Genomic DNA, 25,348 nt, shown 5'->3' on the forward strand with positions numbered 1-25,348 from the left:
ATCAACATGGCTGAACGCAAACGCGTGCGTCGCAACACCCTGGAACGCCGTTGCCTGGGCAAGGCCTTCAAGCGCTTGTTCGTCAAGTCGCCCAAGGGTGTGTTCAAGATGCTGGAAAAGATCAAGCGCGTCTAAATGACACGCCGGCCGCGCCAGGTTCCTGGCGTGCGGCCTGATCGAAAAAAATCCCCGCTGGTGCGAACCGGCGGGGATTTTTGTTTGGGCGGCCGGGCACGCCAGCGGTAGACAAACGGCCCGGGGAAACTGGCGAGTGGGCGACCCGCGTTGCCGGCAGGCCATTGTCGACGGGCCGCCTGCAGCGCCTGCGATTGATGCCGGCCGCGCTCGCTGGCGCCCACTTCAGCCCCAGGCGTCAACCCCGCAGCTTCGCCAGCACCTGCTCGGCGCGCGGCAGCGGATTGACCGCGCCGTAGCCCAGCGTCGACAGCGCCGCCGCCACGTTGGCGTAGCGCACCGCGTCGGCCCAGTCGTCGCCCTGGCAGCGGCGCGCCAGCAGGCTGCCGGCGAAGCAGTCGCCGGCGCCGGTCGCGTCCACCGCCTCCACCCGCAAAGCCGCCACCGGGGTGCGCGTCTTGCCGTCGTCGATGATCGAACCGTCCTTGCCCAGCTTCAACACGACCACGCCCGTCGCCCCGGCATCGCGGATCCAGTCCAGCGTGCGTTCGGGGTCGTCGTTGCCGGTCAGGTGCTGCATGTCGTCCATGCTCGGCAGGAACAGGTCGGCATGGCACAGCGCCTCGCGCAGCACGGCGCGGGCCCGGTCCAGCGGCCACAGGCGCAGCCGCAGGTTCGAATCCAGGCTGACCTGCACGCCGGCCGCGCGCGCGCGGGCGATGGCCGCGAAGACCGTGTCGCAGGCGCTGGTGCTGATCGCCAGGCTGATGCCGGAGACATGCAGGAAGCGGGCGCGCTCGATCAGGCCGCCGTCGAGCGTGGCTGGCGTCATCAGACTGGCGGCGGAGCCACGGCGCAGGTAGCTGAAGGCGTGGCCGTCGGGGCCATGCTGCACGAAGTACAGGCCGGTGTGCGCGCTGGCGTCGACCTCGACGCCCGAGGTGTCCACGCCCTCTTCGCGCCACAGGGCCAGGAATTGCGCGCCGAAGGCGTCGTCGCCAACGCGGGTCAGGTAGGCGCAGCGCGCGCCCTGGCGGGCCGCGGCGATGACGGCGTTGGAAGTGTCGCCGCCGAAGCCTTGCAGGTATTGCAGCTCGCCCTGGCGGGTCTGGTTCAGTTCGACCAGCGGCTCGCCCAGCGCGACGATGTCGAAATCAGCCATGGGCGGCCTCGCGGGTACGGATGATCTGCGCCACCAGCGCGGCAGTGTCGCGCGCGGCGAAGGCGGCCTTGTCGTAGAGGTTGCTGCCGATGCCGACCAGGCCGGCGCCGGCGGCGAAGTACGAGGCCATGTTCTCGGCGGTGACGCCGCCGGTGGGGCAGAACACCGTGTCCGGGTAGACCGACTTCAGCGCCGCCAGGTGCTTGGGGCCGCCGGTATCGGCCGGAAACACCTTGACCACGTCGACGCCGGCGCGGCGCGCGGCCAGCACTTCGGTGGGCGTGAAGGCGCCCAGCAGGCACAGGGCGTCGGCGGCGTGCGCCAGGTCGACGATCTCGGTGGCCAGGGCCGGCGACACCAGGAAGTCGGCGCCAGCCACCAGGGCCTCGCGCGCCTGGGTTTCATCCAGCACCGTGCCCACGCCCAGCAGCAGGCTGGGACCGTGCTTGTCGCGCAGCGCGCGCACCAGGTCGGTCACGCCCGGAATGGTCCAGGTCAGTTCCAGCGTGGTGCAGCCGGCGGCCACGGCCACCTCGGCGGCGTAGGCCGCGGTGGCGGCGTCCTGGTAGCGCAGCACGGGCACGACCCGGGCGGCGAGCAGGGCGTCTAGCTTCGAGGCAAGGGGAGCAGCAGTCATGGCATTCCTTTCGGGACGGAGCGTTCAGGCGCCGCCGGATGGCAGCACGGCGAGTTTGGCGGCGGCCGCATCGCGCAGCCGCAGCAGGGGTTCGATATAGGCGGATTGCGGATCGTCGCGGCGCCGGAACATCAGCGTGCTGACGCTGACGCAGGCCACCGGCTGGCCGGCGGCATCGCGCAGCGCCACGCCGTAGCAGACGATGCCGGGCTCGTTTTCCTCGTTGTCCAGCGCGTAGCCGCGCGCCGCCGTCTCGGCCAGCGCCGCGCGCAGCGCGGGCAGGCTCGCCACGGTGCCGGGCATGCGCGATTCCAGCGGCAGGTCGCGCAACAGGCGCTCCCGCGCCGGCTCGCCCAGCGCGGCCAGGTAGGCCTTGCCGACCGCGCTCGAATGCAGCGCCACCGCCGCGCCCACGCGCGAGGCCATGCGCACCGGGCCGGGGCTTTCGAGCTTGTCGATGTAGATCATTTCGGCGCCGGCCGGCACCGCCAGGTGCACGGTCTCTCCGGTCGCGTCGCGCAGCGCCTGCAGATCGGCCGCGAGCGCGGCGCGCAGGTCGAACTGCGACCAGGCGCGGCTGGCCAGGGCCAGCAGGCGCGGCCCCAGGCGATAGACGCCGTCGGTTTCGGCCACCATGCCCTGCTCGGCCAGCGCGGCCACGATGCGGTAGACGGTCGGCCGCGGATAACCGCTGCTGCGCGCCAGCGCCGCCGCCGTGGGCGGCTGCGGCGCGTCCGCCACCGCCTGCAACACCGTCATGAATTTGGCGAACGCCGCGGCGCCCGCCACCTTGGATTCCGACACGACCGCCCCCACCTCGGGTAGATGCCCTGCGTTAACAATGCGCCCGCAGAATGCACCCGGCAAACCGCGCTAATTTCAGACGAATCTGCGATACTGTTTATTTGTACAGCAGCGGAGCGCATGTTTGACCACATTGTGGACACATGCCTCACGATATAGGCAATTATTCCACATCGCCGCGCCCGGAACCAGCCACTGGCCGTAGTCCGGGGCCGCGCCCTCCCTCAGGCTACGATACCGTCCATGAGCTCCCAAATCCGCATCGTTGGCGCCCGCCAGAACAATCTCAAGAACCTGGACCTGACCATCGCCACCGGCGAACTGGTGGTCGTGACCGGCGTGTCGGGGTCCGGCAAAAGTTCGCTGGCCTTCGATACCCTCTACGCCGAGGGCCAGCGCCGCTACGTGGAAACCTTCTCGCCCTATGCGCGCCAGTTCCTGGACCGCATGGACAAGCCGCAGGTGGACCGCATCGAAGGCATCCTGCCGGCCATCGCCATCGACCAGACCAACCCGGTGCGCAGCTCGCGCAGCACGGTCGGCACGATGACCGAGCTCAATGACCACATCAAGCTGCTGTTCACGCGTGGCGCGCGCCTGCACTGCCGCGGCTGTGGCAAGGTAGTGCAGCGCGACACCCCGGAATCGATCTACCGTTCGCTGGCCGAGCGCTCCGCCGCCGCGGGCGATCCGCGCCTGGTGGTGACCTTCCCCATCGCCGTGCCGGCCAACTTCACCGAAGACGAAGTGCGCGGCTTCCTCGAGCAGCAGGGCTACACCCGCGTGCACGCCGAGGAAACCGCCGTGCCGAACGCCACCGCGCCGGCCAAGGGCGCCAAGAAGGAAAAGGGCAAGGCCAAGGCCGCCGCCGAGGAACGCCGCATCCTGCACGTGATCCAGGATCGCTTCCGCTTCGCCGGCACCGAACGCGAACGCGTGATGGAAGCGCTGGATACGGCATTGCGCATGGGCGCCGGCCACCTGGCCGTCTACGTCATGGACGCCGAGGGCGCCGACGCGCACACCTGGAAGTACAGCGACCGCCTGCACTGCGCCGACTGCAATATCGAATACACCGATCCGCTGCCCAGCAGCTTCTCGTTCAACTCGCCGCTGGGCGCCTGCGAGGCCTGCCGCGGCTTCGGCCGCGTGATCGGCATCGACTTCGGCCTGGTCATTCCCGACGAGAACAAGACCCTGCTGGAAGGCGCCATCAAGCCCTGGACCACGCCCTCGTACAAGGAATGCCAGGACGAACTGCAGAAATACGCGCCGCGCGCCGGCGTTCCGCTGGGCGTGCCCTGGAAGAGCCTGAGCGAGGAGCACAAGCGCTGGGTGCTGTACGGCACGCCCGACTGGAAGGGCGGCAACGACGCCTGGAAGCACCAGTGGTACGGCGTGCAGCGCTTCTTCGACTGGCTCGAGACCAAGTCGTACAAGATGCACGTGCGCGTGCTGCTGTCCAAGTACCGCAGCTACACGCCCTGCCCCACCTGCAACGGCGCGCGCCTCAAGCCCGACGCGCTGCTGTGGCGCCTGGGCACCAAGGCCGAGGCCGACGCCGTGCTGCCGCCGGAAGACGGCCGCTACAAGCGCTTCATGCCGGTCGGCGCCAACTGGAGCCGCGAGCAGCTCGACAACCTGGACGGCCTGTCGATCCATGACGTGATGCTGCTGCCCATCGAACGGGTGCGCACGTTCTTCGACAAGCTGTCGTTCGAAGGCGCGCTGGACGCCGCCACCGACCTGCTCATGACCGAGGTGCGCGCGCGCCTGAAGTTCCTGTGCGACGTCGGCCTGGGCTACCTGACGCTGGACCGCCAGAGCCGCACGCTGTCCGGCGGCGAAGTGCAGCGCATCAACCTGACCACCGCGCTCGGCACCTCGCTGGTGAACACGCTGTTCGTGCTGGACGAGCCGTCCATCGGCCTGCACCCGCGCGACATGCACCGCGTGGTCGAAGTCATGCATCGCCTGCGCAACGCCGGCAACACGCTGGTGGTGGTGGAGCACGACCCGCAGGTCATGGTGGCCGCCGACCGCATCATCGACATCGGCCCCGGCCCCGGCGAACGCGGCGGCCAGATCGTGTTCGACGGCACGCCGGCGCAGCTGCGCGCGGCCCGCACGCTGACCGGCGACTACCTTGGCGGCCGCCAGCGCGTCGAAGCGCCGCGCCCCATGCCGGTGGCGGCCAACACGCCGCGCCTGCTGCTCGAGGGCGTCAACGCGCACAACCTCAAGAACGTCTCGGTCGAGCTGCCGCTGGGCCGGCTGGTGTGCGTGACCGGCGTATCCGGCTCGGGCAAGTCGACGCTGGTGCAGGACGTGCTGTTCCCCGCCCTGCTCAAGCAGAAGGGCAAGCCGTCTGAAGCCCCGGGCGCCTTCGAGCGCCTGCTGGGCGCCGAGCAGATCGCCGACGTCGTCATGGTCGACCAGACCCCGATCGGCAAGACCGCGCGCTCCAACCCGGCCAGCTACGTGGGCGCGTTCGACGCGATCCGCAAGCTGTTCGCGCAGGCGCCGCTGGCGCGGGAACGCGCCTACACCGCCGGCACCTTCAGCTTCAACGGCGGCGACGGCCGCTGCCCGACTTGCGGCGGCACCGGCTTCGAGCACGTCGAGATGCAGTTCCTGTCCGACGTCTACCTGCGCTGCCCCGATTGCGACGGCAAGCGCTTCCGCCCGGAAGTGCTGGAAGTGCGCGTCGAGCACCTGGGCAAGAGCGCCTCGATCGACGAGGTGCTGGAAATGACGGTGAGCGAGGCGCTGGAATTCTTCAAGGGCCTGCGCGACGTGCAGACCGGGCTGGCGCCGCTGGCCGACGTCGGCCTGGAATACGTGCGGCTGGGCCAGCCGGTGCCGACCCTGTCGGGCGGCGAGGCGCAGCGCCTGAAGCTGGCCGGCCACCTGGCCGAGGCGGCGCGCAGCGGCATCTCCACCGCCAAGGTCGCCAAGAAGGGCAGCCTGTTCCTGTTCGACGAACCCACCACCGGGCTGCACTTCGATGACGTCGCGCGCCTGATGCGCGCCTTCCGCAAGCTGCTGGCCGCGGGCCACACGCTGCTGGTCATCGAGCACAACCTGGACGTGATCCGCGCGGCCGACTGGCTGATCGACCTGGGCCCCGAAGGCGGCGACGCCGGCGGCCTGGTGATCGGCGTCGGCACGCCGCAGGACCTGATGGCCAACCCCGCCTCGCATACCGGCGCGGCGCTGCGCGACTACGAAGTCAGCATCCTGCCGGCCGACGTGGTGGTCAGCAGCGACATCGACGCGCAGGAGGCCGAACAGGCCGGCCTGACGGCCCGCATCGCCGAGCCCGAAGCCGTCTATGGCGCCGGCGAAGGCACGCCGCTGCAATCCCTCATGCGCAAGCGCCGCCAGGACAACATGGCGATCGAGATCCGCAACGCGCGCGAGCACAACCTGAAGAACGTCAGCGTCGAGATCCCGCGCGACAAGTTCACCGTGATCACCGGCGCGTCCGGCTCGGGCAAATCGACCCTGGCCTTCGACATCCTGTTCAACGAAGGCCAGCGCCGCTATCTCGAATCGCTCAACGCCTACGCCCGCGCCATCGTGCAGCCGGCCGGCAAGCCCGACGTGGACGCCATCTTCGGCATCCCGCCGACCGTGGCCATCGAGCAGCGCACCAGCCGCGGCGGCCGCAAGTCGACCGTGGCCACGATGACCGAGATCCACCACTTCCTGCGCCTGCTGTACGTGAAGCTGGGTACGCAGTACTGCCCGGACTGCAACGTCGCGGTGGAGCCGCAGAACACCGACCAGATCGTGGCGCGCCTGCTGCGCGAACGCAAGGGCGAGCACATCGGCCTGCTGGCGCCGCTGGTCACCGCGCGCAAGGGCTACTACACCGACCTGGCCAAGTGGGCCGGGTCCAAGGGCCACTCGCACCTGCGGGTCGACGGCGAGTTCATTCCGGTGGCGCCGTGGCCGCGCCTGGACCGCTACAAGGAACACACCATCGAGCTGCCGGTGGCCGACATCGTGGTCGACCCCGCCAACGAGGCCGACCTGCGCGCCGCCGTCAAGAGCGCGCTGGAAAACGGCCAGGGCGTGATGTCGGTGGTGTGGCCCGTGAACAAGCTGCACGAAGCGCTCGACAGCGAACTGCAGCAGCAGCACTTCTCGGTCAAGCGCGCCTGCCCGTCGTGCGGCACCAGCTTCCCCGAGCCCGATCCGCGCCTGTTCTCGTACAACTCCAAGCACGGCTGGTGCACCGGCTGCTTCGGCACCGGCCTGCAACTGCAGGGCTTCGACGAAGAACAGACCGGCGAGGAAACCGCCTGGAACGCCTGGTACGAAGGCGAGGCCAAGGTCTGCACGCAGTGCGACGGCCAGCGCCTGAACCGGGTCGCGCGCGCCGTGCGCTGGCGCGACAAGTCGATCGCCGAGCTGGCCTCTCTGCCGGTGTCGGACGCGCACACCTTCTTCACCGGACTGGTGGCGCGCGGCCGCGAAGGCGAGATCGCCCGCGACATCCTCACCGAGATCCGCGGCCGCCTGAACTTCATGCAGGAAGTCGGCCTGAACTACCTGGCGCTGGACCGCGCCGCCCCCACCCTGTCGGGCGGCGAGGCGCAGCGCATCCGGCTGGCGGCGCAGCTGGGCTCGAACCTGCAGGGCGTCTGCTACGTGCTGGACGAGCCCACCATCGGTCTGCATCCGCGCGACAACCGCATCCTGCTGGACGCGCTGGCGCGCCTGGAAGGCAACGGCAACACGCTGGTGGTGGTCGAGCATGACGACGACACCATCCGCCGCGCCTCGCACATCATCGACATCGGCCCCGGCGCCGGCATCCGCGGCGGCCGCGTGGTGGCGCAGGGCAGCGCGCAGGACCTGATCGACGCGCCCGAATCCGTCACCGGCCGCTACCTGGCCAAGCCGCTGCAGCATCCGCTGCAAGGCCGCCGTCCGGTCGAGGCCGACACCCCCATGATCGAGATCAAGGGCGCGCGCCTGCACAACCTGCGCAGCGTCGACGCCAAGATCCCGGTCGGCCGCCTGAGCGTGGTCACGGGCGTGTCCGGTTCCGGCAAATCGACGCTGGCGCGCGAAGTGCTGCTGGACAACCTGATGCAGGCCGTCTCGCAGGGCAAGGCGCCCGGCTGGGCCGGCTGCGAGAGCATTCAGGGCTGGGAAGCGATCGACCGCGTGCTGGAAGTGGACCAGACCCCGATCGGCAAGACGCCGCGTTCATGCCCGGCGACCTACGTCGGCTTCTGGGACGACGTGCGCAAGCAGTTCGCCGACACCCGCGAAGCGCGCATGCGCGGCTGGACCGCGGCGCGCTTCTCGTTCAACACCGGCGACGGCCGCTGCCCGATCTGCGAAGGCCAGGGCATGCGCACCATCGAAATGAACTTCCTGCCCGACGTGAAAGTGCCGTGCGACGCCTGCAACGGCGCGCGTTTCAACAGCGACACGCTGAGCGTGCAGATGCGCGGCAAGAACGCCGGCGAACTGCTGTCCATGGAAGTCGATGACGCCATCGAATACTTCGCCGCCCATCCCAAGATCCATCGCCCGCTGCAGCTGATGCAGGACGTCGGCCTGGGCTACCTGACGCTGGGCCAGCCGTCGCCGACGCTGTCCGGCGGCGAGGCGCAGCGCATCAAGCTGGTCACCGAGCTGTCCAAGGCGCGCCTGACCGACGGCCTGATCAAGACCGGCCGCGCCTCGCGCATCCCGCACACGCTGTACGTGCTGGACGAGCCGACCGTGGGCCTGTCGATGGCCGACGTGGAAAAGCTGATCCACGTGCTGCACCGCCTGGTGGAAGCCGGCAACACGGTGGTGGTGATCGAGCATAATCTCGACGTTATCGCCGAAGCCGACTGGCTGCTGGACCTGGGCCCCGAAGGCGGCACCGGCGGCGGCAAGCTGGTGGCGCAGGGCTCGCCGGAACACGTCATGACCCTGAGCGACCACTCCCACACGGGCCGGGTGCTGACGGAGTTCCTGGCACAACAATAAAGAGCGTCATGCATTGTCGTTTTGAAGACCGGCTGTCCGGCCGCGCCCTGCGGCTGGACGGCTTTCTGGCCCGCATCGAGGCGCGCGCGGCGGCCGAGGTCGGCCCCGCCCTGGCCGCCATCGAGGCGGCGCGCCAACGCGGACACTGGGTCGCGCTGCTGCTGGACTACGAACTGGGAGAATGGCTGTTGCCCGAAGCCGCCCGGCCCGCGCCCGCCGGTCCCTGGACGCCGCCGCATGATGACGGCCGGGCGCGCCTGACGGCATTGGTGTTCGAGCGCCAGATCGACGAAACGCCATGGGACGCGCCGGCGGCCGACAGCCCGCCGGCCGCCCTCAGCATCCCCGCGCCGCGCATGACCGAGGCCGGCTACGCGCGCCAGATCGAGGCCATCCGCGCGCTGATCGGCGCCGGCGAGCTGTACCAGGTCAACTACACCCAGCCGCTCGACGTGCAATACCAGGGCGACGCGGCCACGCTGTACCGCCGCATCGCCGCGCGCAATCCGGTGGCGCACGGCGCCTACATCGAGGACGGCGCGCGCACGGTGTTGTCGTTCTCGCCCGAACTGTTCGTGACCCGCCGCGGCGCGCGACTGACCACCCGGCCGATGAAGGGCACGGCGCCGCGCCACCCCGACCCGGCCGAGGACCAGCGCCTGGGCCAGGCGCTGCTGGCCAGCGACAAGAACCGCGCCGAGAACCTGATGATCGTGGACCTGCTGCGCAACGACCTGGGCCGGCTGGCCGAGCCCGGCTCGGTCAAGGTCGAGGCGCTGTTCTCGCTGGAACGCTATCCCACCGTCTGGACCATGACCTCGACCGTGTCGGCACAGGCGCCGGACGCCACGCTCGAAGACGTGCTGCGCGCGCTGTTCCCCTGCGGCTCCATCACCGGCGCCCCCAAGGTCGCCGCCATGCGCCGCATCCGCCAGATGGAGGCCGCGCCGCGCGGCCTGTATTGCGGCAGCATCGGCTGGCTCGCGCCCGACGGCGACTTCTCGCTCAACGTGGCGATCCGCACGCTGGTGCTGGACCAGGCCGGCCACGGCGTCTACAGCGTCGGCGGTGGCATCGTGCATGATTCCGATCCGGCCGAGGAATGGCAGGAATGCCACTGGAAGGCCCGCATCCTGCGCGCCTGAGTGCGCAATCCGTGTCCGCGGGGTAGGATAGAACCCGGCCCCGCCCGCCGCCGCCCGCCGTTTACCAGGAGCCCCCATGCAACCCGAACTGATCGAGACCATCCTGGTCGACGCCGAGCGCCGCGTGCCCCTGCTGGCGCGCCACCTGCGCCGCCTGGAGCAGTCGTGCAAGGCGCTGGGCTACACCTGGGGCGGCAACGCGGTGCAAAGCGACATCATGATCGCCGCGCTCAGCCTGAACACCCCCGGCGCGCACCGCCTGCGCCTGCTGGTCGCGCGCGACGGCAGCCGCCACATCCAGACCGCCGTGCTGCCGCCGCTGCCGGCGGAGCAGGAAATCATGCTCGCGCCCGAGGCGCTGCGCTCGTCCGAGCCGCTGCTGCGCTACAAGACCACCTACCGGCCCTGGTACACCAAGACCATCGAATGGCTGCCGGCCCATCCGCACATCTTCGACCTGGTCTACCTGAACGAACGCGGCGAACTGTGCGAAGGCAGCCGCAGCAACGTCTACCTGCGCCTGGACGGCGACTGGTACACGCCGCCGGTCGACAGCGGCTGCCTGCCGGGCGTGCAGCGCGCCGAACTGCTGGACACCGGCAACGTCAGCGAACGCGTGCTGACCCTGGCCGACCTGCACGCGGCCGACGAAATCCGGCTGTCCAACGCCCTGCGCGGCTGGTTCACGGTCACCCTGCGCGAAACCTGAACCCGTCCGCCCCGGGACGACGCCGATTGCCAAACCGGCAAGCCTGAAGAATAATTGATACTCATTCTTATTGATTATTCGACGTTGGCAACGTCCCATCGTGTTCCCCTCCCCGCGCGCGGCATCCCCCGATATCGAAGTCCTCTATAGCGACCACCACGGCTGGCTGCAGGATTGGCTGCGCCGCCGGCTGGGCAACGCCTTCGACGCCGCCGACCTGGCGCACGACACCTTCCTGCGGGTGCTGCGCAACCTCGAGCCGATCCGCGAACCGCGCGCCTACCTGACCACCATCGCCCACGGGCTGGTGGTCAACCACTGGCAGCGCCAGGACCTGGAGCGCGCCTATCGCGACACGCTCGCCACCGTGGCCGACACCCTGGCGCCCTCGCCCGAGGAAGGCGCGCTGCTGCTGGACGCGCTGTGCGAACTCGACGCGCTGCTCAACCAGCTCAACCCCAAGGCCCGCGCCGCGTTCCTGCTGTCGCACCTGGAGGGCTACACCTACGTCGAAATCGCCGCGCGCCTGGAAGTGTCCGAGCGCATGGTCAAGAAGTACATGGCGCAGGCGATGCTGCATTGCCTGACCGCCGGCCAGCCGCCCGCGCCATGAGCGCCGCCGCCCCCAGCTTCCAGGTGCTGCAGCAGGCCGCCGAATGGTACGCGGCGCTGGGCGCGCCCTCGGTCGACGCCGCCGAACGCCAACGCTGGCGCCAATGGCACGACGCCGATCCGGCCCACCAGCAGGCCTGGCGCCAGGTCGAGGCCATCAGCGGCAAGTTCCTCAATCTGCCGGGCGGCAACAAGCCCATGGCGCACCGCCTGCTGGACGCGGCCGCGGCCGGCCAGGCCCGCCGCCGCCTCACCCTCAAGACCCTGACGCTGCTGTGCGGCGCCGGCCTCGGCGGCTGGGGCGCGTCGCGCGCCCTGCCCTGGCGCCAATGGGCCGCCACCCACCACACCGCGCTGGGCGAACGCCGCCAGATCCGGCTGGCCGATGGCGCCGTCATCTGGCTCAACACCGACAGCGCGATCGACGTGGACTACGGCCCCGACCTGCGCCGCATCAGGCTGGTGACGGGCGAGATCCTGGTCGCCACCGCCCCGGACAACCAGTCTCCCGCCCGCCCCTTCGTGGTCGACACGGCCCAGGCGCGGCTGCGCGCCCTGGGCACGCGCTACAGCGTCTACCAGCAGGACGGCGCCAGCGTGGTCGCCGTGTTCGACGGCGCGGTGCGGATCGAACCCGTGGCCAATGGCGTCCCCGGCGGCATCCTGCATGCCGGCGAACAGGCCCGCGTCACGCGGGCCGGCGCCGCGCCCGCCGAGGCCGCCGCCCTGGCGCGCCGCTCCTGGGCCGACGGACTGCTGGTGGCCGAGAACATGCGCCTGGGCGATTTCGTGGCCGAACTGTCGCGCTACCGCCGCGGCTACCTGGGCTGCGCGCCGGAAATCGCCGACCTGCGCATCGTCGGCACCTACTCGACCACGGATACCACGCAGGCCCTGGCAACCCTGGAAGCCACGCTGCCGCTGCGGGTGCGCACGCCCATGCCCTGGTGGACCGTGCTGGAGCCCAGATAGCGCGCGGCGCCGGCCGCCCTGCGCCGCGCGTCGCGGGCAGGTTCCCCTTTTTTCCGTCTCGATTGGCATACGGGGTGAAACCACCTCATTCACCTCCTGTCGACCTATGCCATTCCGTTCCCTGCCCTCCGCGCGCCGCCGCGCCGCCCTCCGCCAACCGGCCGCCGCCGCGCTCGCCGCCACCGTCATCGGCCTTGCCCCGCTGGGCGCCGCGCCGGCCCATGCCCAGGCCGCGGCCGACACCGCGGCCGAGCGCGACTACGACATTCCTGCCGGCGACCTCAGTCGCGTGCTGACCGAGTTCGCGGTGCAGGCCGGCATCCAGGTCTCGGTCGACGCCGCGCTGACGGCCGGGCGCCACAGCCCGGGCGTGCGCGGCCGGCAGTCGCCGTGGTCCGGCCTGAACGCGGTGCTGGCCGGCACCGGCCTGCAGCCGGTGCGGCGCGGCAATGCCTTCAGCGCGCGCCTGGCGCCCGCCGGCGACGCCGTCACGCTGCCCAGCGTCACGGTGCAAGGCAGCGCCACCGCCTCCCTGCAGCAGGAGGGCCTGGCCAGCGATGGCTACCGCGCCACCACGGTGTCCGCCGCCGGCGCGCTGGGCGGCATGGAGCTGCGCAACGCGCCCTATTCCTTCAGCGTGGTGACGCGCGACCTGCTGCAGAACGTGCAGGCGCAGTCGCCCGACGACGTCTACCGGATCAACCCGTCGACCCTGACGCAGACCCCGCAACTGAGCGGCTGGGCGCCGATGGTCAAGATCCGCGGCTTCAACAGCTACGACCGCGCCGAAGACGGCCTGCGCCGTTCATACGGTTTCGCCGCCTCGCTCGAAGACAAGGAACGCGTCGAAGTGCTCAGCGGCCTGTCCGGCTTCCTGTACGGCGCGGCCTCGCCCGGCGGCATGGTCAACTATGTCAGCAAGCGCCCCACGCCCGACTACCTGAACAGCATCACCGTGGGCAACTACGGCAGCAGCCAGTACTACGTGCATGGCGACTTCGGCGGCCCGTTCGACGACAACGGCAAGGTCGGCTACCGCGTCAACCTGGTGCGCCAGAACGGCGACACCGCCGTCGACGACCAGAAGATCGACCGCACCCTGGCCAGCCTGGCGCTGGACTTCAACATCACCGACCGCTTCAAGCTCGAGCTGGGCGCCTCGTACAGCGACTACAAGATGCGCTCGCCCACCGCCTACTGGTTCGTCGGCGAAGACGTGCACCGTCCCGCGGCCATGGATTCGAGCAAGGATTGGGGACAGCCGTGGATCCGCGACGAAACCCAGAGCCGCCGCTGGATGGCGCGCATGACCTACGAGGCCAGCGACCACCTGACGCTGCGCGTGGCGCACCTGCGCGAATACCAGGACCGGCCGGTCCAGTACCACACCATGAATTCGATCCAGCCCGGCAACCAATACCTGCAGCTGCGGCAGAAGGTCGGCGAGACCAAGACGGAATCCGAGGCCTGGCAGGCGCTGGCCGACATCTCGTTCGACACCTGGCAGGTCGGCCACAAGATCACCCTGGGCTATTACGGCTACATGGACAAGCAATGGCAGACCACCTACGCGCCCCATACCGGCTACCAGGGTCCGTACGGCCTGGATTCGCCCACCCTGGTCGCGGAACCCGACTGGCCCTCCGACGCCGCCAAGCGCACCTACTACGCCAGCCGCATCCGCAACGACAACTTCATGATCGGCGACCTGATTCGCTTCAATGAGCAATGGTCGGCGCTGGTGGGCATCAACCGCAGCACCATCAAGTCGATGGAACGCGGCGCCGACGGCCTGCCCGGCCAGCCGGACTACGACCGCGGCCGCAACTCGCCCAACGCCTCGCTGATGTTCGCGCCCACCCCGTGGCTGACCACCTACGCCACCTACATCGAAGGCCTGGAACAGGGCGGCGTGGCGCCGGACGAGGCCGTCAACCGCCTGCAGGTGCTGCCGCCCATGCGCAGCAAGCAGCGCGAACTGGGCGTCAAGGCCGAGCTGGGCGGCGTGCTGGTGAGCGGCGCGCTGTTCGACATCGAGAAATCCTACGAATATTCCAACAATGCCAACGTCTACGTGCAGGACGGCATCCAGCGTCATCGCGGCGCCGAGGTGTCGGCGGTCGGCAAGGTCACCGACGCCTGGACGGTGATGGGCGGCGTGACGCTGCTGACCGCCCGCGTCGAGGGCAGCGCCAACGACGGCAGCGCTCCGATCAACGTGCCGAAGATCATGGCCAAGCTGTATTCCGAGTACGCGCTGCCGTTCGCGCCGGGCCTGAGCGTGACGGGCGGCATCTACCACGTCGGCCAGCAGTACGCCACGGCCAGCAACAACAGCCGCCTGCCGTCGTACACCACCTTCGACCTGGGCCTGCGCTACGCCACCAAGGTCACCGGCCGGCCGCTCACGCTGCGCCTGAACGTCAACAACGTCGCCAACCGCGACTACTGGCTCAACAGCTACTACCTGGGCAGCCCGCGCAGCGTGGCGCTGTCGGCGCAGATGCAGTTCTGAGGACCGCGCCAGGGCCTGTTCACACTGAAAGGAGCCTCGCACAGGCCCTAATCCGCGAACTGCTCCACCACCACCTGCCGCAGCCACTGGTTGGCCGGCTCGCGGTGGTTGCGGGCATGCCAGAACACGTTGATGACCGACTCCGGGATCTTCACCGGACAGGGCGCGGTGGCCAGGCCGAACGGCTTACAGGCGCAATCGGCGAAGCGCCGCGGCACCACCGCGATCATGTCGGTGGCCTGCAGCACCGGCCCCACCGCCATGAAGTGCGGCACCGTCAGGCGCAGGCGCCGGCGGATGCCGGCCTGTTCGATCACCTGGTCGACCACGCCGTGGCCGGTGCCCTCGGACACGATGGCGACGTGCTCGGCCGCGCGGAACTGGCGCGCCGACACGCCGGTGCGCGCCAGCGGATGGTCCTCGCGGAAGATGCACACATAGGGCTGGCGGAACAGCCGGCGCTGGAAGAAGCCGTGCTTCAGGCCCGGCAGGAAGCCCATCGCCAGGTCGATGCGGCCGCGCTCCATCTCGTCCTTCACATCGATCGAGGTGGTGCGCACGGTGCGGATGGTGACGCCGGGCGCGGCGTCGTCCAGCGCCCGCATCAGGCGCGGCAGGAAGTAGGTCTCGCCGACGTCATTGACGCCGATGACGAAGGCGCGCTCGCTGCGCGCCGGATCGAAGCTGGCGCGCGCGTTGAGCGTGCCGTGCAGCGCCGCCAGCGCATCGGCGATCGGCTGCGCCAGCGCCTCGGCATAGGGCGTGGGCACCATGCCGCGCGAGGTGCGCAGGAACAGCTCGTCGCCCAGCAGCTTGCGCAACCGCCCCAGCGCGTTGCTGACCCCCGGCTGCGAAATGCCCAGGTTCTGCGCCACCGCCGACACCCGGCCGTGCTTGCACAGCTCGTTGAACACGACCAGCAGGTTCAGGTCCATGTCTTGCAGGTTCATGCTTGTCTCCACCAATATTTATTTTGGTGATTGTTGTCATCATCCAGATTCTATTTATTTATTTCACACCCTGGCCGATGATGCAACAAACGCCTGCGCCGATGTCGCGCGGGCCCCGATGGATGAAGGAGACAACCATGCGCCATCCCCTCGCCCCGCCCTGTAGGCGCGGCCGCCTCGCCGGAGGCCGCCGATGAACGCCCCCGAACAACCGCTCTCGTTCGTGCCGCCCTGGCAGGGCGACGGCAGCCACCGCATCCCCTTCGGCGTCTACACCGACGCCGCCCTGCACCAGCGCGAGCTGGAGCGCTTCTTCTACCGCGGCCACTGGAGCTACGTCGGCCTGGAAGCGGAAATCCCCAACCCCGGCGACTTCAAGCGCACCGCCGTGGGCGAGCGCTCCGTCATCCTGCTGCGCGACAACGACGGCCAGGTGCGCGTGGTGGAAAACGTCTGCGCCCACCGCGGCGTGCAGTTCTGCCGCGAACGTTCCGGCAACCGCAGCGAGTTCGTCTGCCCCTACCACCAGTGGAACTACGACCTGCAGGGCAACCTGATCGGCGTGCCGTTCCGCCGCGGCGTCAAGCAGGACGGCCGCGTCAACGGCGGCATGCCGCCCGACTTCAAGCCGGAAGAGCACGGCCTGACCAAGCTGGCCGTGGCCTGCCGCAACGGCGTGGTGTTCGCCTCGTTCGACCACGGCGTCGAGCCGCTGGAGGACTACCTGGGCCCCGACATCCTGCACTACTTCGACCGCGTCTTCGACGGCCGCCAGCTGGTGATCCACGGCTACAGCCGCCAGCGCATCCCCGGCAACTGGAAGCTGATGCAGGAGAACATCAAGGACCCCTACCACCCCGGCCTGCTGCACACCTGGTTCGTCACTTTCGGCCTGTGGCGCGCCGACAACCGCTCCGAACTGAAAATGGACCGCCACTTCCGCCACGCGGCCATGATCTCGACCCGCGGCCAGGGCGGCAAGGGCAGCGTCACCAGCGGCGTGTCCAGCTTCAAGGAACAGATGACGCTGAACGACGACCGCTTCCTCGACATCGTCCCGGAACCCTGGTGGAACGGCCCCACCGCCGTGCTGATGACGCTGTTCCCCAGCGTCATCATCCAGCAGCAGGTCAACTCGCTGTCCACGCGCCACATCCAGCCGGTCGGCCACGACGCCTTCGACTTCGTCTGGACCCATTTCGGCTTCGCCGACGACACGCCCGAGATGACGCAGCGCCGCCTGCGCCAGGCCAACCTGTTCGGCCCGGCCGGCTTCGTCTCGGCGGATGACGGCGAAGTCATCGAGTTCTCGCAATCGGGCTTCGCGCAGAAGCCCTGGCACCGCAGCGTTGCCGAGCTGGGCGGCAAGACCGCCGAGAACACCGACCACATGGTGACCGAGACCCTGATCCGCGGCATGTACGCCTACTGGCGCCGCGTGATGGAAGCGGAGGCGTGACGATGCTGGACTTTCCCCTCTACTACCAGCTGACCCGGCTGTACGCCGACTACGCCGCCGCGCTCGACGCCGAACAGTGGGAACAATGGCCCGACTTCTTCCTGGAGGACTGCGTCTACAAGGTGCTGCCGCGCGAGAATCACGAGCGCGGCTACCCGCTGGCGACCATGTCGTTCGAGAGCCGCGGCATGCTCAAGGACCGCATCTACGGCGCCACCGACACCATCTTCCACGACCCCTACTACCAGCGCCACGTGGTCGGCGCGCCGCGCGTGCTGTCGGTGCGGGGCGACCGGATCGAATCGGAAGCGAACTACGCCGTGTTCCGCACCAAGCCGAACCAGCTGACCACGGTCTACAACGTCGGCCGCTACCTGGACGTGATCCGGCAGACGCCCGACGGGCTGAAGTTCGAGTCGCGGCTGTGCATTTTCGACAGCGAGCTGATCCCGAATTCGCTGATCTATCCCATCTGACCAGGACATCAAGACATGAGTACGAACTGGATCAAGGCCATCGCGCTGGCCGACGTGCCGGAGGAAGACGTGATCGCCGTGCAGGCGGGCGACCGCGAGATCGCGCTGTACGGGGTGGAAGGCAGCGTCTACGCCACCGACAACCTCTGTACGCACGGCAATGCGCGCCTGCGCGACGGCTTCCTGACGGGCCACGAGATCGAGTGCCCGCTGCACCAGGGCCGCTTCGACGTGCGCGACGGCCGCGCGCTCTGCTCGCCGCTGCGCGACAACCTGGCGACCTACCCGGTCAGGATCGAGGATGGCGTGGTGTTCGTGGCGCTGTGACCCGGGCGCGGCGGCGTTCCGTGACGGGCCGTCGCCGCCCAGCTAGCCTTGCAGCGCCAGCCGCAAGGCCTCGTTGGCGGCGGCCATGCCCATGGCGGCGGTCACGGTGACCACCGAGCCATAGCCGGCGCAGGATAACCCCTGCGGCGCCACGGCCTGCGCCGAAGCGCCCATATCGTCCTCGGCCTCCGCCTGCCGCGTCCATTCATCGGGCAGGATGGCGGGCTGGTCGAACCACAGGGCATGAATTCCCATCTTCGGCACGCGCTTGAGCGCTTTGCCGTTCTTGTCCGACGCCCGCGGAAACCCATGCTCGCGCCGCAGCTTGTTGCGCAGCTTGGACAGCAAGGCATCGTTGACGGCGGCCGACAGGTCCCCGGCGCGCAACGCCAACGGATCGGTCTTGCCGCCCGCGCCGCCGCACAACAGCATCGGAATCCCCAGGGCCCGCGCATGCAGGATCATGGCGATCTTGGCCGCGGCCTGGTCGGTGCAGTCGATGATGGCGTTGTAAGGACCGGGCAGCACTTCCCCGACGTTCTCCGGCGACACGAAATCATCGACGCGCGTCAGCCGGCACTCGGGATTGATGGCCAGGACGCGCTCGGCCATGGCATCCACCTTGGATTGCCCCAGGGTTTGCGTGAGCGCGTGGATCTGCCGGTTCACGTTGGATTCGGCGATGTGGTCCAGGTCGATCAGCGTCAGGGCGCCGACGCCGCAACGGGCCAGCGCTTCGACGGTCCAGGAGCCCACGCCGCCCAGCCCGGCGACGGCGATGTGGGCGTTCTGGAGGCGTGCGGGAGCGTCGGGGCCGTAGAGGCGGGACAGGCTGCCGAAGCGGCGGGCGATGTCGGCTTTTTCTTCTGGGGCGGTCATGGGGGGTATTTTATATGGGCGCGCGTCGGGCGATCCCCCCGGGTCTTTTCAGGGCGAAGGTTGCCATTCATCCCGGACATAACCCGGTGCAAGGCCCGTCACGACCACCCCGTCCGGCGTGGCCGGCCCGGCCGAGACCACGACCGACCGCTCGGGGGAGCTTGCCGATTCGCGAAACCGGACAAGGCTCTTTCCCGCGCCAGTACGAATCGCCGTGGCCGGCACCACCATCGCCTGCTCATCATGAAAGATCACGATCGAGGCGCTCGCCGTCATTCCCAGCCGCACCACCGCCTGTTGCGCCGCCGTCAGCGGCGGCAATGCAATCACTACCGGATACATCGTGCCCGCCTGCGAGTCTCCTTCGAGTCCCTGCACCCCGATCGATTCCAATTCGCCGGAAAGCGCCAGGCCCCTGAATCCTTCGCCACGTATTCCCACCGGCTGGCCTGGACGCAGCTGATTGAGATCCGTCTCGTCGACCTTGGCCACGACATGGACCCGCGCGACGTTGGCAATGGCCAACAGCCCCTGGCCCTGCCCAACCTTGGCGCCCGCCAACAATGGCTCTCCGGCGGCGTCCCGCCTGCCATCGCCGTTGCCCGGGACGCGGATCACGACACCCGAAAACGGCGCCACCACCACGCCGGAGGCCTCATCGGCCAGCGCATTGAGCCGGGCCGTGGCATTGGCCACCGCCATTTCCGCGAGTTGCCGCGCTTGCCCCTTGCCGCGCTCCCGGGCGTTGGCGATTTCCGCCTCTGCCGAGGCCACCGACAGGGATTGCATCTTTTCCTGTTGGATCAACGCATCCAGCTCCATGCGGGGCACGATTCCGCGCTTATAGAGCTGCCTGGTCTCAACCAGCTTCTGATGCGTGTCGCTCACACTGAGACGCGCGCTCGACAGGGTTTGACGAGCACGGGCGACGTCAGGGCCAGACTCCCAGTGATCGATGTCGCTCAGGAGCTTGCGCGCCTTGATCTGTTCGCTCAGCGCCTGGCGTCGCTGTATGTCGAGTTCGGTCACATCCATCTCGAGCAGGCGCTGGCCCGCCTCCACCCGCTGCCCTTCCGACACCTCAAGCGACTTGATATTGCCATCGAAGGGCGCCGTGATTGTGACGATCTGCGCCGAAACGATCTTTCCCGCCACGCCCAGGCGAATCTCGGCCGGCCGAGGAGAAACCAGTGTCCAGGGCGAGGGTTTATCTTGCGCCCTGCCGCCAGGCGGCCGATGCCATGCAAAGGCGATCGCCGCGACGGCAAGCAGGGCCACGCCCGCCGCCATCAGGCCGGATGGATAGGCAGAGAGCTTAGTCATTCAGCGAGATACCCCAACTTTGCAATGTCATGCCAAGCTTCAGGTCCAACTGCGCCTGTGCATCCAGATAGCGGATTAAGGCATTGAGTCGGGCGTTCTCCGCCCCGCGCAGATCGGTTTCAAAGGCCAGCACCTGAAAATTGCTCGATCGTCCTGCCTGCAGTTTCTGGCGTTCGATCTCGAGCTTCTTGCGTGAAAGATCGCGGACGCGCCCCGCGATTTCGTACTGGCGCCATCGCGAGGCCAGTTCCCGCACCGCGTTATTCACGTCCAGCGCCAACTGCTGTTCGGCGTCTTCGAGCAGCAGCGCCTGGTTGTCCGCGTCGGCTTTTGCATGGACGGTAGCCTGTCGCGCGCTCAGGTCCCCGATCGGTATCTGGACCTGGACACCCACATACCCGTCCCAATGGCGATCGGACACCGCCTCCGAATGGCTCGATCGCCTTGTCCGCCCTTGGCTGGCGCCGCCCATCAGGGAAACATCCCACAGGCGGTTGTCGCGCGCGACCACAAGATTGATATCGGCCTGTTCCCGGGCGATCACCTGCTGCAAATACCGCGGTTGGTGCGTCAACGCGATGCGCTGAGCATCCTGCACGCTGAGCGTCGAGGGCTTTTTCCCTGGCGTGTCGCTGGCCCGGATCCGGCTGCGCAGATCCAGGGCCAGCAGTTGCAGCAACATCAATCGGCAGGCGTTGAGATCGTTATCGGCATTCTCGACATTGAATTCCTGGGCGGCCACATCGGCCTCCGTCTGCACCAAGTCGACCTGCGCCATGCGTCCGGCGGCGATCAGCGCCTGGTTGATCTCCAGAAGCGCTTTGGAACGCTGCAATGCCGCCTTGGCGATGGTGACTTGCTCTTGCGCCCGCATCAATTGCCAGTAGGCCTGGACGATCTGCGTAACGGCCTGGGAAACCGAATCCTGCAAAGTCAGCCGATTGCTTTGCTCGATCAGGCGCGCCATGCGCAAGGGCGCGGTTGCTACCTCACGGCCCGCGCCACGCAGCAAGGGTTGGATGATCGCGAGCGTGACGCCGTCGTCCCGGAACCCGCCCGCCCGGTTGGCATTGCTCAATTGGCTCGTCCAACCCAGGCTGAAACGCGTGCCGAATTCCCCCACCATCGTTGCCGCGGACGAGAGCAATCCCTGCCGCGAACGGTCGTCCTGATTGCGGTTTCCGGTGATCTGCCCGGTGACGAGAAGCTTGGGCGAAAAGAAATCCTCGGCCACGCGCAGGTCGAACTTCTGCGCCACGCGGGTCAGGTAGGCGCTGCGTATGCCGCGATTGGCGCGCAAGCCGAGAAAGACGGCATCTGTCAAAGTCAGATCGACGACGCCTTCGCCCAACACGGCCGGCGCCTGATACCGCATGGTCGGGCGAGACGGCAACGGCTCATCACCCGCGCGTGCCACGGGTGACAGCGCCGCCAACCCAAGCGCCACGATGAGCATCCGCACCGCACTACGCATCGCGCAAGGCCTGGACAGGCTCCAGCCGCGAAGCCGCGGCGGCCGGATACCAACCGAAGAACAGGCCCGTCAGCAGCGCCGTGCCCATTCCCAAGGGCAAGGACGCGGGCGCCAGCACGAAATCCCAACCGGAGAAGCGCGCAAAAGCGTAGGCCGCGCCAACGCCGAACACTGCGCCCAGCGCCGCGCCCACAATGGCCAACAGACCCGCCTCGGCGAGGAACAACAGGCGGATGTCGCGCCGGGTCGCCCCGAGCGCCAGGCGAACGCCGATCTCGCGCCGCCTTTCGGAAACACTCATCAGCATCACGTTCATGACGCCCACACCGCCCACCAGCAATGAGATCGCGCCCAGCCCCGCGAGCAGATATGAAAAGGTACGGGATTGGCGCTCGAGACCGTCGATCAACTGCCGGGGAATATCCACCTGGACCTCCCTGCCGGGCACCTGCGCGCCGACATACTCGCGCAGCGCGCTGGCCGTTTCCACAAGGTCGGCCATAGGCGTCGCCCTGGCCAGGATGGCGCCGAGTTCAGGCTTGGGAAACAATCGGTGCAGCCCTTCAATGGGAACGATCACCGATCGGTCCGCATCGACCGGAATCAGCGGATTCCCCTTCATGCTGCGCGTGACGCCGATGACTTGGTAAAAGTAGCCATCAATTTGCAGCGAGGCGCCCAGGGCGAGCGGATGCGCCGGACTGCCCAGTTCACGCGCGATTTCCGCACCGACGACGGCAAACGTGGCATGACGATCGAACGGCGACAGGAAACGGCCGCGATCCATGCGCAGATTCATCGCGGCGGCAAGATCCGGCGTCGTGCCTACGATCCTGGGAACCATCGTACGTCCCGGGAAACGCAGCGGCACGTTGTAGACCGACAGGGGCGCCGCATGGCGGATGCCCGGCACGGCTTGCGCCAACGCGCCGGCATCCAGCGTGCGGGGCAGCGCGCGCGGCTTGGCGCCCGTCACCGGGAAAGTCACCACCAGGACGTCCGTACCCATGTCCTTGAACATGCGCATCACCTGTTCGGCGGCGCTATGCCCGATGTTCAGGAGCGCGATGATGGCGGTGCTGCCGACCATGATGCCGAGCAAAGCCAACAAGGCCCTGCGACCCATTTGGCGCAGGCTGTCGGCCGCTTGCAGCGCAGTTTGCGTCAGCGATGGACCGCGCATGCACCGGAACACCGGAAATCAACGTCTTTCATCGCAGTGGCAGGGTTCATGCAATACACCGTCGCGCACATGAAGCTGGCGCGAGAAGCGGCCAGCTAGGTTGGCATCATGCGTCACCATCACGATCGTGACCGCCCGCTCGCGATTCAGCCCCATGAGCAAGGCCATGATGCTCTCGGCTGAAGCTTGATCCAGATTACCGGTCGGTTCGTCCGCAAGAATGACGGAGGGATTGCCGACCAAGGCGCGGGCAATGGCGACCCGCTGGCGCTGCCCGCCGGAGAGATCGGCAGGGAGATGCCCGCCGCGATCGGCCAATCCAACTTGACGAAGCCAATCCATGGCCGTGGCCCGCGCCTGGGCTCGCGAGATACCACGATAGAACAGTGGCAAGGCAACGTTATCGAGGGCGTTCATACGGGGCAACAGGTTGAAGGACTGAAAAACAAACCCGATCTCTCGATTGCGAACCCAGGCGCGGGCGTTCTCGTCGATACCCAGCATGTCGCGTCCGCGAAACAGGAGCTGGCCGGCCGACGGCCGGTCGAGCAAGCCCAGGATATTGAGCAAGGTGCTCTTGCCGGAACCGGACGCCCCAAGCAGCGCGCAGGTTTCGCCGGGGTGGAGCTCAAGTGTCACATCGCGCAGCACGCTTACTGATTGGCTGCCTTTGCGATAAGCATGGCGGACACGTGTGATTTGAATGAGCGGATGGCCCCACGAATCTGCAATCCACATCAGTCACAAGCTCCAGAATCGACTTATATCTCTTTATAGCGACTTATCGTCAAATTGAAGATAAGTCGCTATCCATTACAACTCTCTTAGTCGTTGTAATAAACCACCATCGTGGCAAGAATATAACGAGGATATGGCCCGACACCTGTCCCGGTATACGTTACAGAAAACGGCTTATCAGCAGAATTTCCGTCAAAATAATGGGATATCTGCCCACTCGAGGATAACGAGGCGCAACTGACCCCACCGTTATAGCAAACCAGCGCCGACACATTTGCCTGTGAGCTATCCTGAATTTGAATTTGAACGCCTTTAATTTTCTTTCCTACTGGTGAGACAAGAAAATTGCTAGGTTGATAAACAACAGTAGCGGTGCCTCCTCTTCGTGACACATAGTCGCCACTTTTATAAGTGGACCACACATAATCACCGGCAAACGCACTACCGGAGAACAACAGCGAAGCAACAACCAAAAAACGCAGCAACTTATTTTTCATTAGATTTCTCCACAAAATACAGACAGCATATCAATCATTGACTGATGCCGGACTCACCCGCGGGATGGCTTCTACCGCTATCGCCTTATCAACGCACAAGGTGAACAGATTGGATAACCTGTCCTTCAATTGGAGCGCATAAAGAACATCGCATATTTCTATTTTTGGAACACTAGCGACCAAATAGGTCAGACCACAGAAACATCGACCAAATCATTACCAGCAGCTTTTCAGCACATAAAAAAAGCACCATCAACGCACTTTATCTAAAAAAACGCCCGACGATATTAATCGGGCACCATATCTTCCATAAGAATTACAGCAGAACAAATCCAGAGCCAACAATCTACATTCAAAGACCAGATATCAACGTCGGTTGTTGATTCACACTACGATAGAGCAAATCCATCAGGATATATTGCCTATGCCGTTCCATATCATGCGCCATCTGTAGCAACATTCTGCGTGAAAACCCATCCTTAGCCTGCATCAGGGTCCCGTCCTTTGATTCGCCTGGCGGGTCATATTTGAAGGAGAAAGAACCGCCGCCCCCCCCCCTTGAACGGATCGCCATGTCCTCCCCATTGAGGCATAGACTCCACCTTCTCTCGAAACTTGACACTGAATCCGAATTTGTATGCGAAATCATCCGGCTGGGACAGAATCAATCTTCCTATTTTTTTATAGATATCCATCGCCGAGCTGCCTTTACTCATCTCGACTGCATACATCGATTTCAGGTCAGCAACAAATGCATTGGATTGTTTTTTATCTATCATCTCACTTTCAGGAGTAACCGGAATTCTAGTTGTTGCATAATATAAATCTCCTCCGCGAATATAATCAGAACAATCAAATCCAGGAGAATAATCATTAAAAACCCAGGTTTTTAGTTGTTCATACTGTTCGGCCTCTGTATATTGATTGGCAAAACGAGCCAACCAATCAGGTGTCCAGCACACCAACAAGCTCAGGTCTGCATCCTCGTCGTCAGCCTCCTGGCTTGACAGCGCCACCGCCTTATCAGACAGGGTCACGGCCTTCGATGCGGGGGAGCTTTCGATATATTTTTGCTTCGCAGAACCCATGACTTCGGTGAAGCGGGCTTCCCCATTCGCGTCCGTAGTGAACCGCGTCGACGAATAGTTGAAACCGAGCGGGCCGCTCGGGCCTGACAGCGTTGAATTGGATACTTGCACAAGTAGCTCCTGATTGATTCAAGCCATTGATGCCATTGGCTGTTCTCCAAATAGGCACAAGGGCAGGGAAATGGATCTTTCAATCTAGAACGGCGAGTGGCCTTTGACGTTGCCTTATAAGAAACGCGCCAGACCGAAAAGGTAACGTA

At 66.7% G+C, this 25,348-nt stretch carries 20 protein-coding genes; 9 read left to right on the forward strand and 11 right to left on the reverse strand.

From position 1 onward, the window contains the following. Positions 1 to 373: 373 nt before the first annotated feature. Genes AOZ49_RS05605 through AOZ49_RS05615 form a run of 3 tightly spaced genes read right to left on the reverse strand, consistent with a single transcriptional unit; the run spans position 374 to position 2,738 of the window. Positions 374 to 1,297 (reverse strand): sugar kinase, encoded by a 924-nt coding sequence (locus tag AOZ49_RS05605; protein WP_054474573.1) that lies wholly within the window; start codon positions 1,295 to 1,297, stop codon positions 374 to 376. After that, positions 1,290 to 1,934 carry a bifunctional 4-hydroxy-2-oxoglutarate aldolase/2-dehydro-3-deoxy-phosphogluconate aldolase gene (locus AOZ49_RS05610; RefSeq protein WP_054433959.1) on the reverse strand — a complete coding sequence of 215 codons (645 nt, stop codon included), beginning with the start codon at positions 1,932 to 1,934 and terminating at the stop codon, positions 1,290 to 1,292. The genes AOZ49_RS05605 and AOZ49_RS05610 overlap by 8 nt, the downstream gene beginning before the upstream one ends. A 24-nt stretch (positions 1,935 to 1,958) precedes the next feature. Further along, complete coding sequence (locus tag AOZ49_RS05615; RefSeq protein WP_054474679.1) at positions 1,959 to 2,738, reverse strand: IclR family transcriptional regulator; 780 nt, start codon at positions 2,736 to 2,738, stop codon at positions 1,959 to 1,961. A 243-nt stretch (positions 2,739 to 2,981) separates the two neighbouring features. Here AOZ49_RS05615 and uvrA point away from each other — a divergent pair, with 243 nt between their 5' ends. The 6 genes from uvrA to AOZ49_RS05645 all read left to right on the forward strand — a co-directional run bounded on the left by uvrA (position 2,982) and on the right by AOZ49_RS05645 (position 14,694). Then, positions 2,982 to 8,741 (forward strand): excinuclease ABC subunit UvrA, encoded by a 5,760-nt coding sequence (uvrA, locus tag AOZ49_RS05620; protein ID WP_054474574.1) that lies wholly within the window; start codon positions 2,982 to 2,984, stop codon positions 8,739 to 8,741. 8 nt (positions 8,742 to 8,749) lie between these two features. Beyond that, a complete protein-coding gene (locus AOZ49_RS05625; RefSeq protein WP_054433961.1) occupies positions 8,750 to 9,886 on the forward strand; it encodes an aminodeoxychorismate synthase component I in 1,137 nt (378 codons plus the stop codon). A 76-nt stretch (positions 9,887 to 9,962) separates the two neighbouring features. Continuing rightward, positions 9,963 to 10,595: an aminotransferase class IV family protein gene (locus AOZ49_RS05630; RefSeq protein WP_054474575.1), complete on the forward strand. Its 633-nt coding sequence runs from the start codon at positions 9,963 to 9,965 to the stop codon at positions 10,593 to 10,595. A 100-nt stretch (positions 10,596 to 10,695) separates the two neighbouring features. Beyond that, positions 10,696 to 11,208, forward strand: a complete 513-nt coding sequence (locus AOZ49_RS05635) for a sigma-70 family RNA polymerase sigma factor (RefSeq protein WP_054474576.1) — start codon at positions 10,696 to 10,698, stop codon at positions 11,206 to 11,208. After that, positions 11,205 to 12,179 carry a FecR domain-containing protein gene (locus tag AOZ49_RS05640; protein WP_231690255.1) on the forward strand — a complete coding sequence of 325 codons (975 nt, stop codon included), beginning with the start codon at positions 11,205 to 11,207 and terminating at the stop codon, positions 12,177 to 12,179. Before AOZ49_RS05635 ends, AOZ49_RS05640 begins: the two co-directional genes overlap by 4 nt. Positions 12,180 to 12,285: 106 nt before the next feature. After that, positions 12,286 to 14,694 (forward strand): TonB-dependent siderophore receptor, encoded by a 2,409-nt coding sequence (locus AOZ49_RS05645; protein ID WP_231690256.1) that lies wholly within the window; start codon positions 12,286 to 12,288, stop codon positions 14,692 to 14,694. 47 nt (positions 14,695 to 14,741) lie between these two features. On the opposite strand, the gene AOZ49_RS05650 is transcribed toward AOZ49_RS05645, so the two are convergent. After that, the gene (locus AOZ49_RS05650; protein WP_006388935.1) at positions 14,742 to 15,644 is read right to left on the reverse strand and encodes a LysR family transcriptional regulator; all 903 of its coding nucleotides are present in this window, start codon (positions 15,642 to 15,644) and stop codon (positions 14,742 to 14,744) included. Positions 15,645 to 15,837: 193 nt separating this feature from the next. Between AOZ49_RS05650 and AOZ49_RS05655 the strand changes: the two genes are divergently transcribed. The 3 genes from AOZ49_RS05655 to AOZ49_RS05665 are packed head-to-tail and all read left to right on the forward strand — an operon-like array spanning position 15,838 to position 17,906. Beyond that, on the forward strand, positions 15,838 to 17,103 hold the full coding sequence (locus AOZ49_RS05655) for an aromatic ring-hydroxylating dioxygenase subunit alpha (RefSeq protein WP_054433965.1): 1,266 nt from the start codon (positions 15,838 to 15,840) through the stop codon (positions 17,101 to 17,103). Positions 17,104 to 17,105: 2 nt separating this feature from the next. Beyond that, a complete protein-coding gene (locus AOZ49_RS05660) occupies positions 17,106 to 17,579 on the forward strand; it encodes an aromatic-ring-hydroxylating dioxygenase subunit beta (protein WP_054433966.1) in 474 nt (157 codons plus the stop codon). Positions 17,580 to 17,594: 15 nt separating this feature from the next. Further along, the gene (locus tag AOZ49_RS05665; protein WP_054474578.1) at positions 17,595 to 17,906 is read left to right on the forward strand and encodes a non-heme iron oxygenase ferredoxin subunit; all 312 of its coding nucleotides are present in this window, start codon (positions 17,595 to 17,597) and stop codon (positions 17,904 to 17,906) included. 42 nt (positions 17,907 to 17,948) lie between these two features. Here the strand turns inward: AOZ49_RS05665 and AOZ49_RS05670 are convergent, their stop codons facing one another. From AOZ49_RS05670 to AOZ49_RS32365, 7 genes are all read right to left on the reverse strand, one after another. Continuing rightward, complete coding sequence (locus AOZ49_RS05670; RefSeq protein ID WP_054433968.1) at positions 17,949 to 18,785, reverse strand: tRNA threonylcarbamoyladenosine dehydratase; 837 nt, start codon at positions 18,783 to 18,785, stop codon at positions 17,949 to 17,951. Positions 18,786 to 18,833: 48 nt separating this feature from the next. Continuing rightward, positions 18,834 to 20,108: an efflux RND transporter periplasmic adaptor subunit gene (locus AOZ49_RS05675; RefSeq protein WP_082380338.1), complete on the reverse strand. Its 1,275-nt coding sequence runs from the start codon at positions 20,106 to 20,108 to the stop codon at positions 18,834 to 18,836. After that, positions 20,101 to 21,582: a TolC family protein gene (locus AOZ49_RS05680; protein ID WP_054433970.1), complete on the reverse strand. Its 1,482-nt coding sequence runs from the start codon at positions 21,580 to 21,582 to the stop codon at positions 20,101 to 20,103. Before AOZ49_RS05680 ends, AOZ49_RS05675 begins: the two co-directional genes overlap by 8 nt. Further along, positions 21,575 to 22,765, reverse strand: a complete 1,191-nt coding sequence (locus AOZ49_RS05685; RefSeq protein WP_054433971.1) for an ABC transporter permease — start codon at positions 22,763 to 22,765, stop codon at positions 21,575 to 21,577. Before AOZ49_RS05685 ends, AOZ49_RS05680 begins: the two co-directional genes overlap by 8 nt. Positions 22,766 to 22,783: 18 nt before the next feature. Beyond that, positions 22,784 to 23,503 carry an ABC transporter ATP-binding protein gene (locus AOZ49_RS05690; protein ID WP_054433972.1) on the reverse strand — a complete coding sequence of 240 codons (720 nt, stop codon included), beginning with the start codon at positions 23,501 to 23,503 and terminating at the stop codon, positions 22,784 to 22,786. An 86-nt stretch (positions 23,504 to 23,589) separates the two neighbouring features. After that, positions 23,590 to 24,000: a hypothetical protein gene (locus AOZ49_RS32360; protein WP_131727115.1), complete on the reverse strand. Its 411-nt coding sequence runs from the start codon at positions 23,998 to 24,000 to the stop codon at positions 23,590 to 23,592. A 521-nt stretch (positions 24,001 to 24,521) separates the two neighbouring features. Next, positions 24,522 to 25,199 (reverse strand): hypothetical protein, encoded by a 678-nt coding sequence (locus AOZ49_RS32365; protein WP_156355596.1) that lies wholly within the window; start codon positions 25,197 to 25,199, stop codon positions 24,522 to 24,524. Positions 25,200 to 25,348 lie beyond the last annotated feature (149 nt).

The sequence above is a fragment of the Achromobacter sp. 2789STDY5608615 genome (assembly GCF_001298995.1).
GTDB lineage: Bacteria > Pseudomonadota > Gammaproteobacteria > Burkholderiales > Burkholderiaceae_B > Achromobacter > Achromobacter insuavis.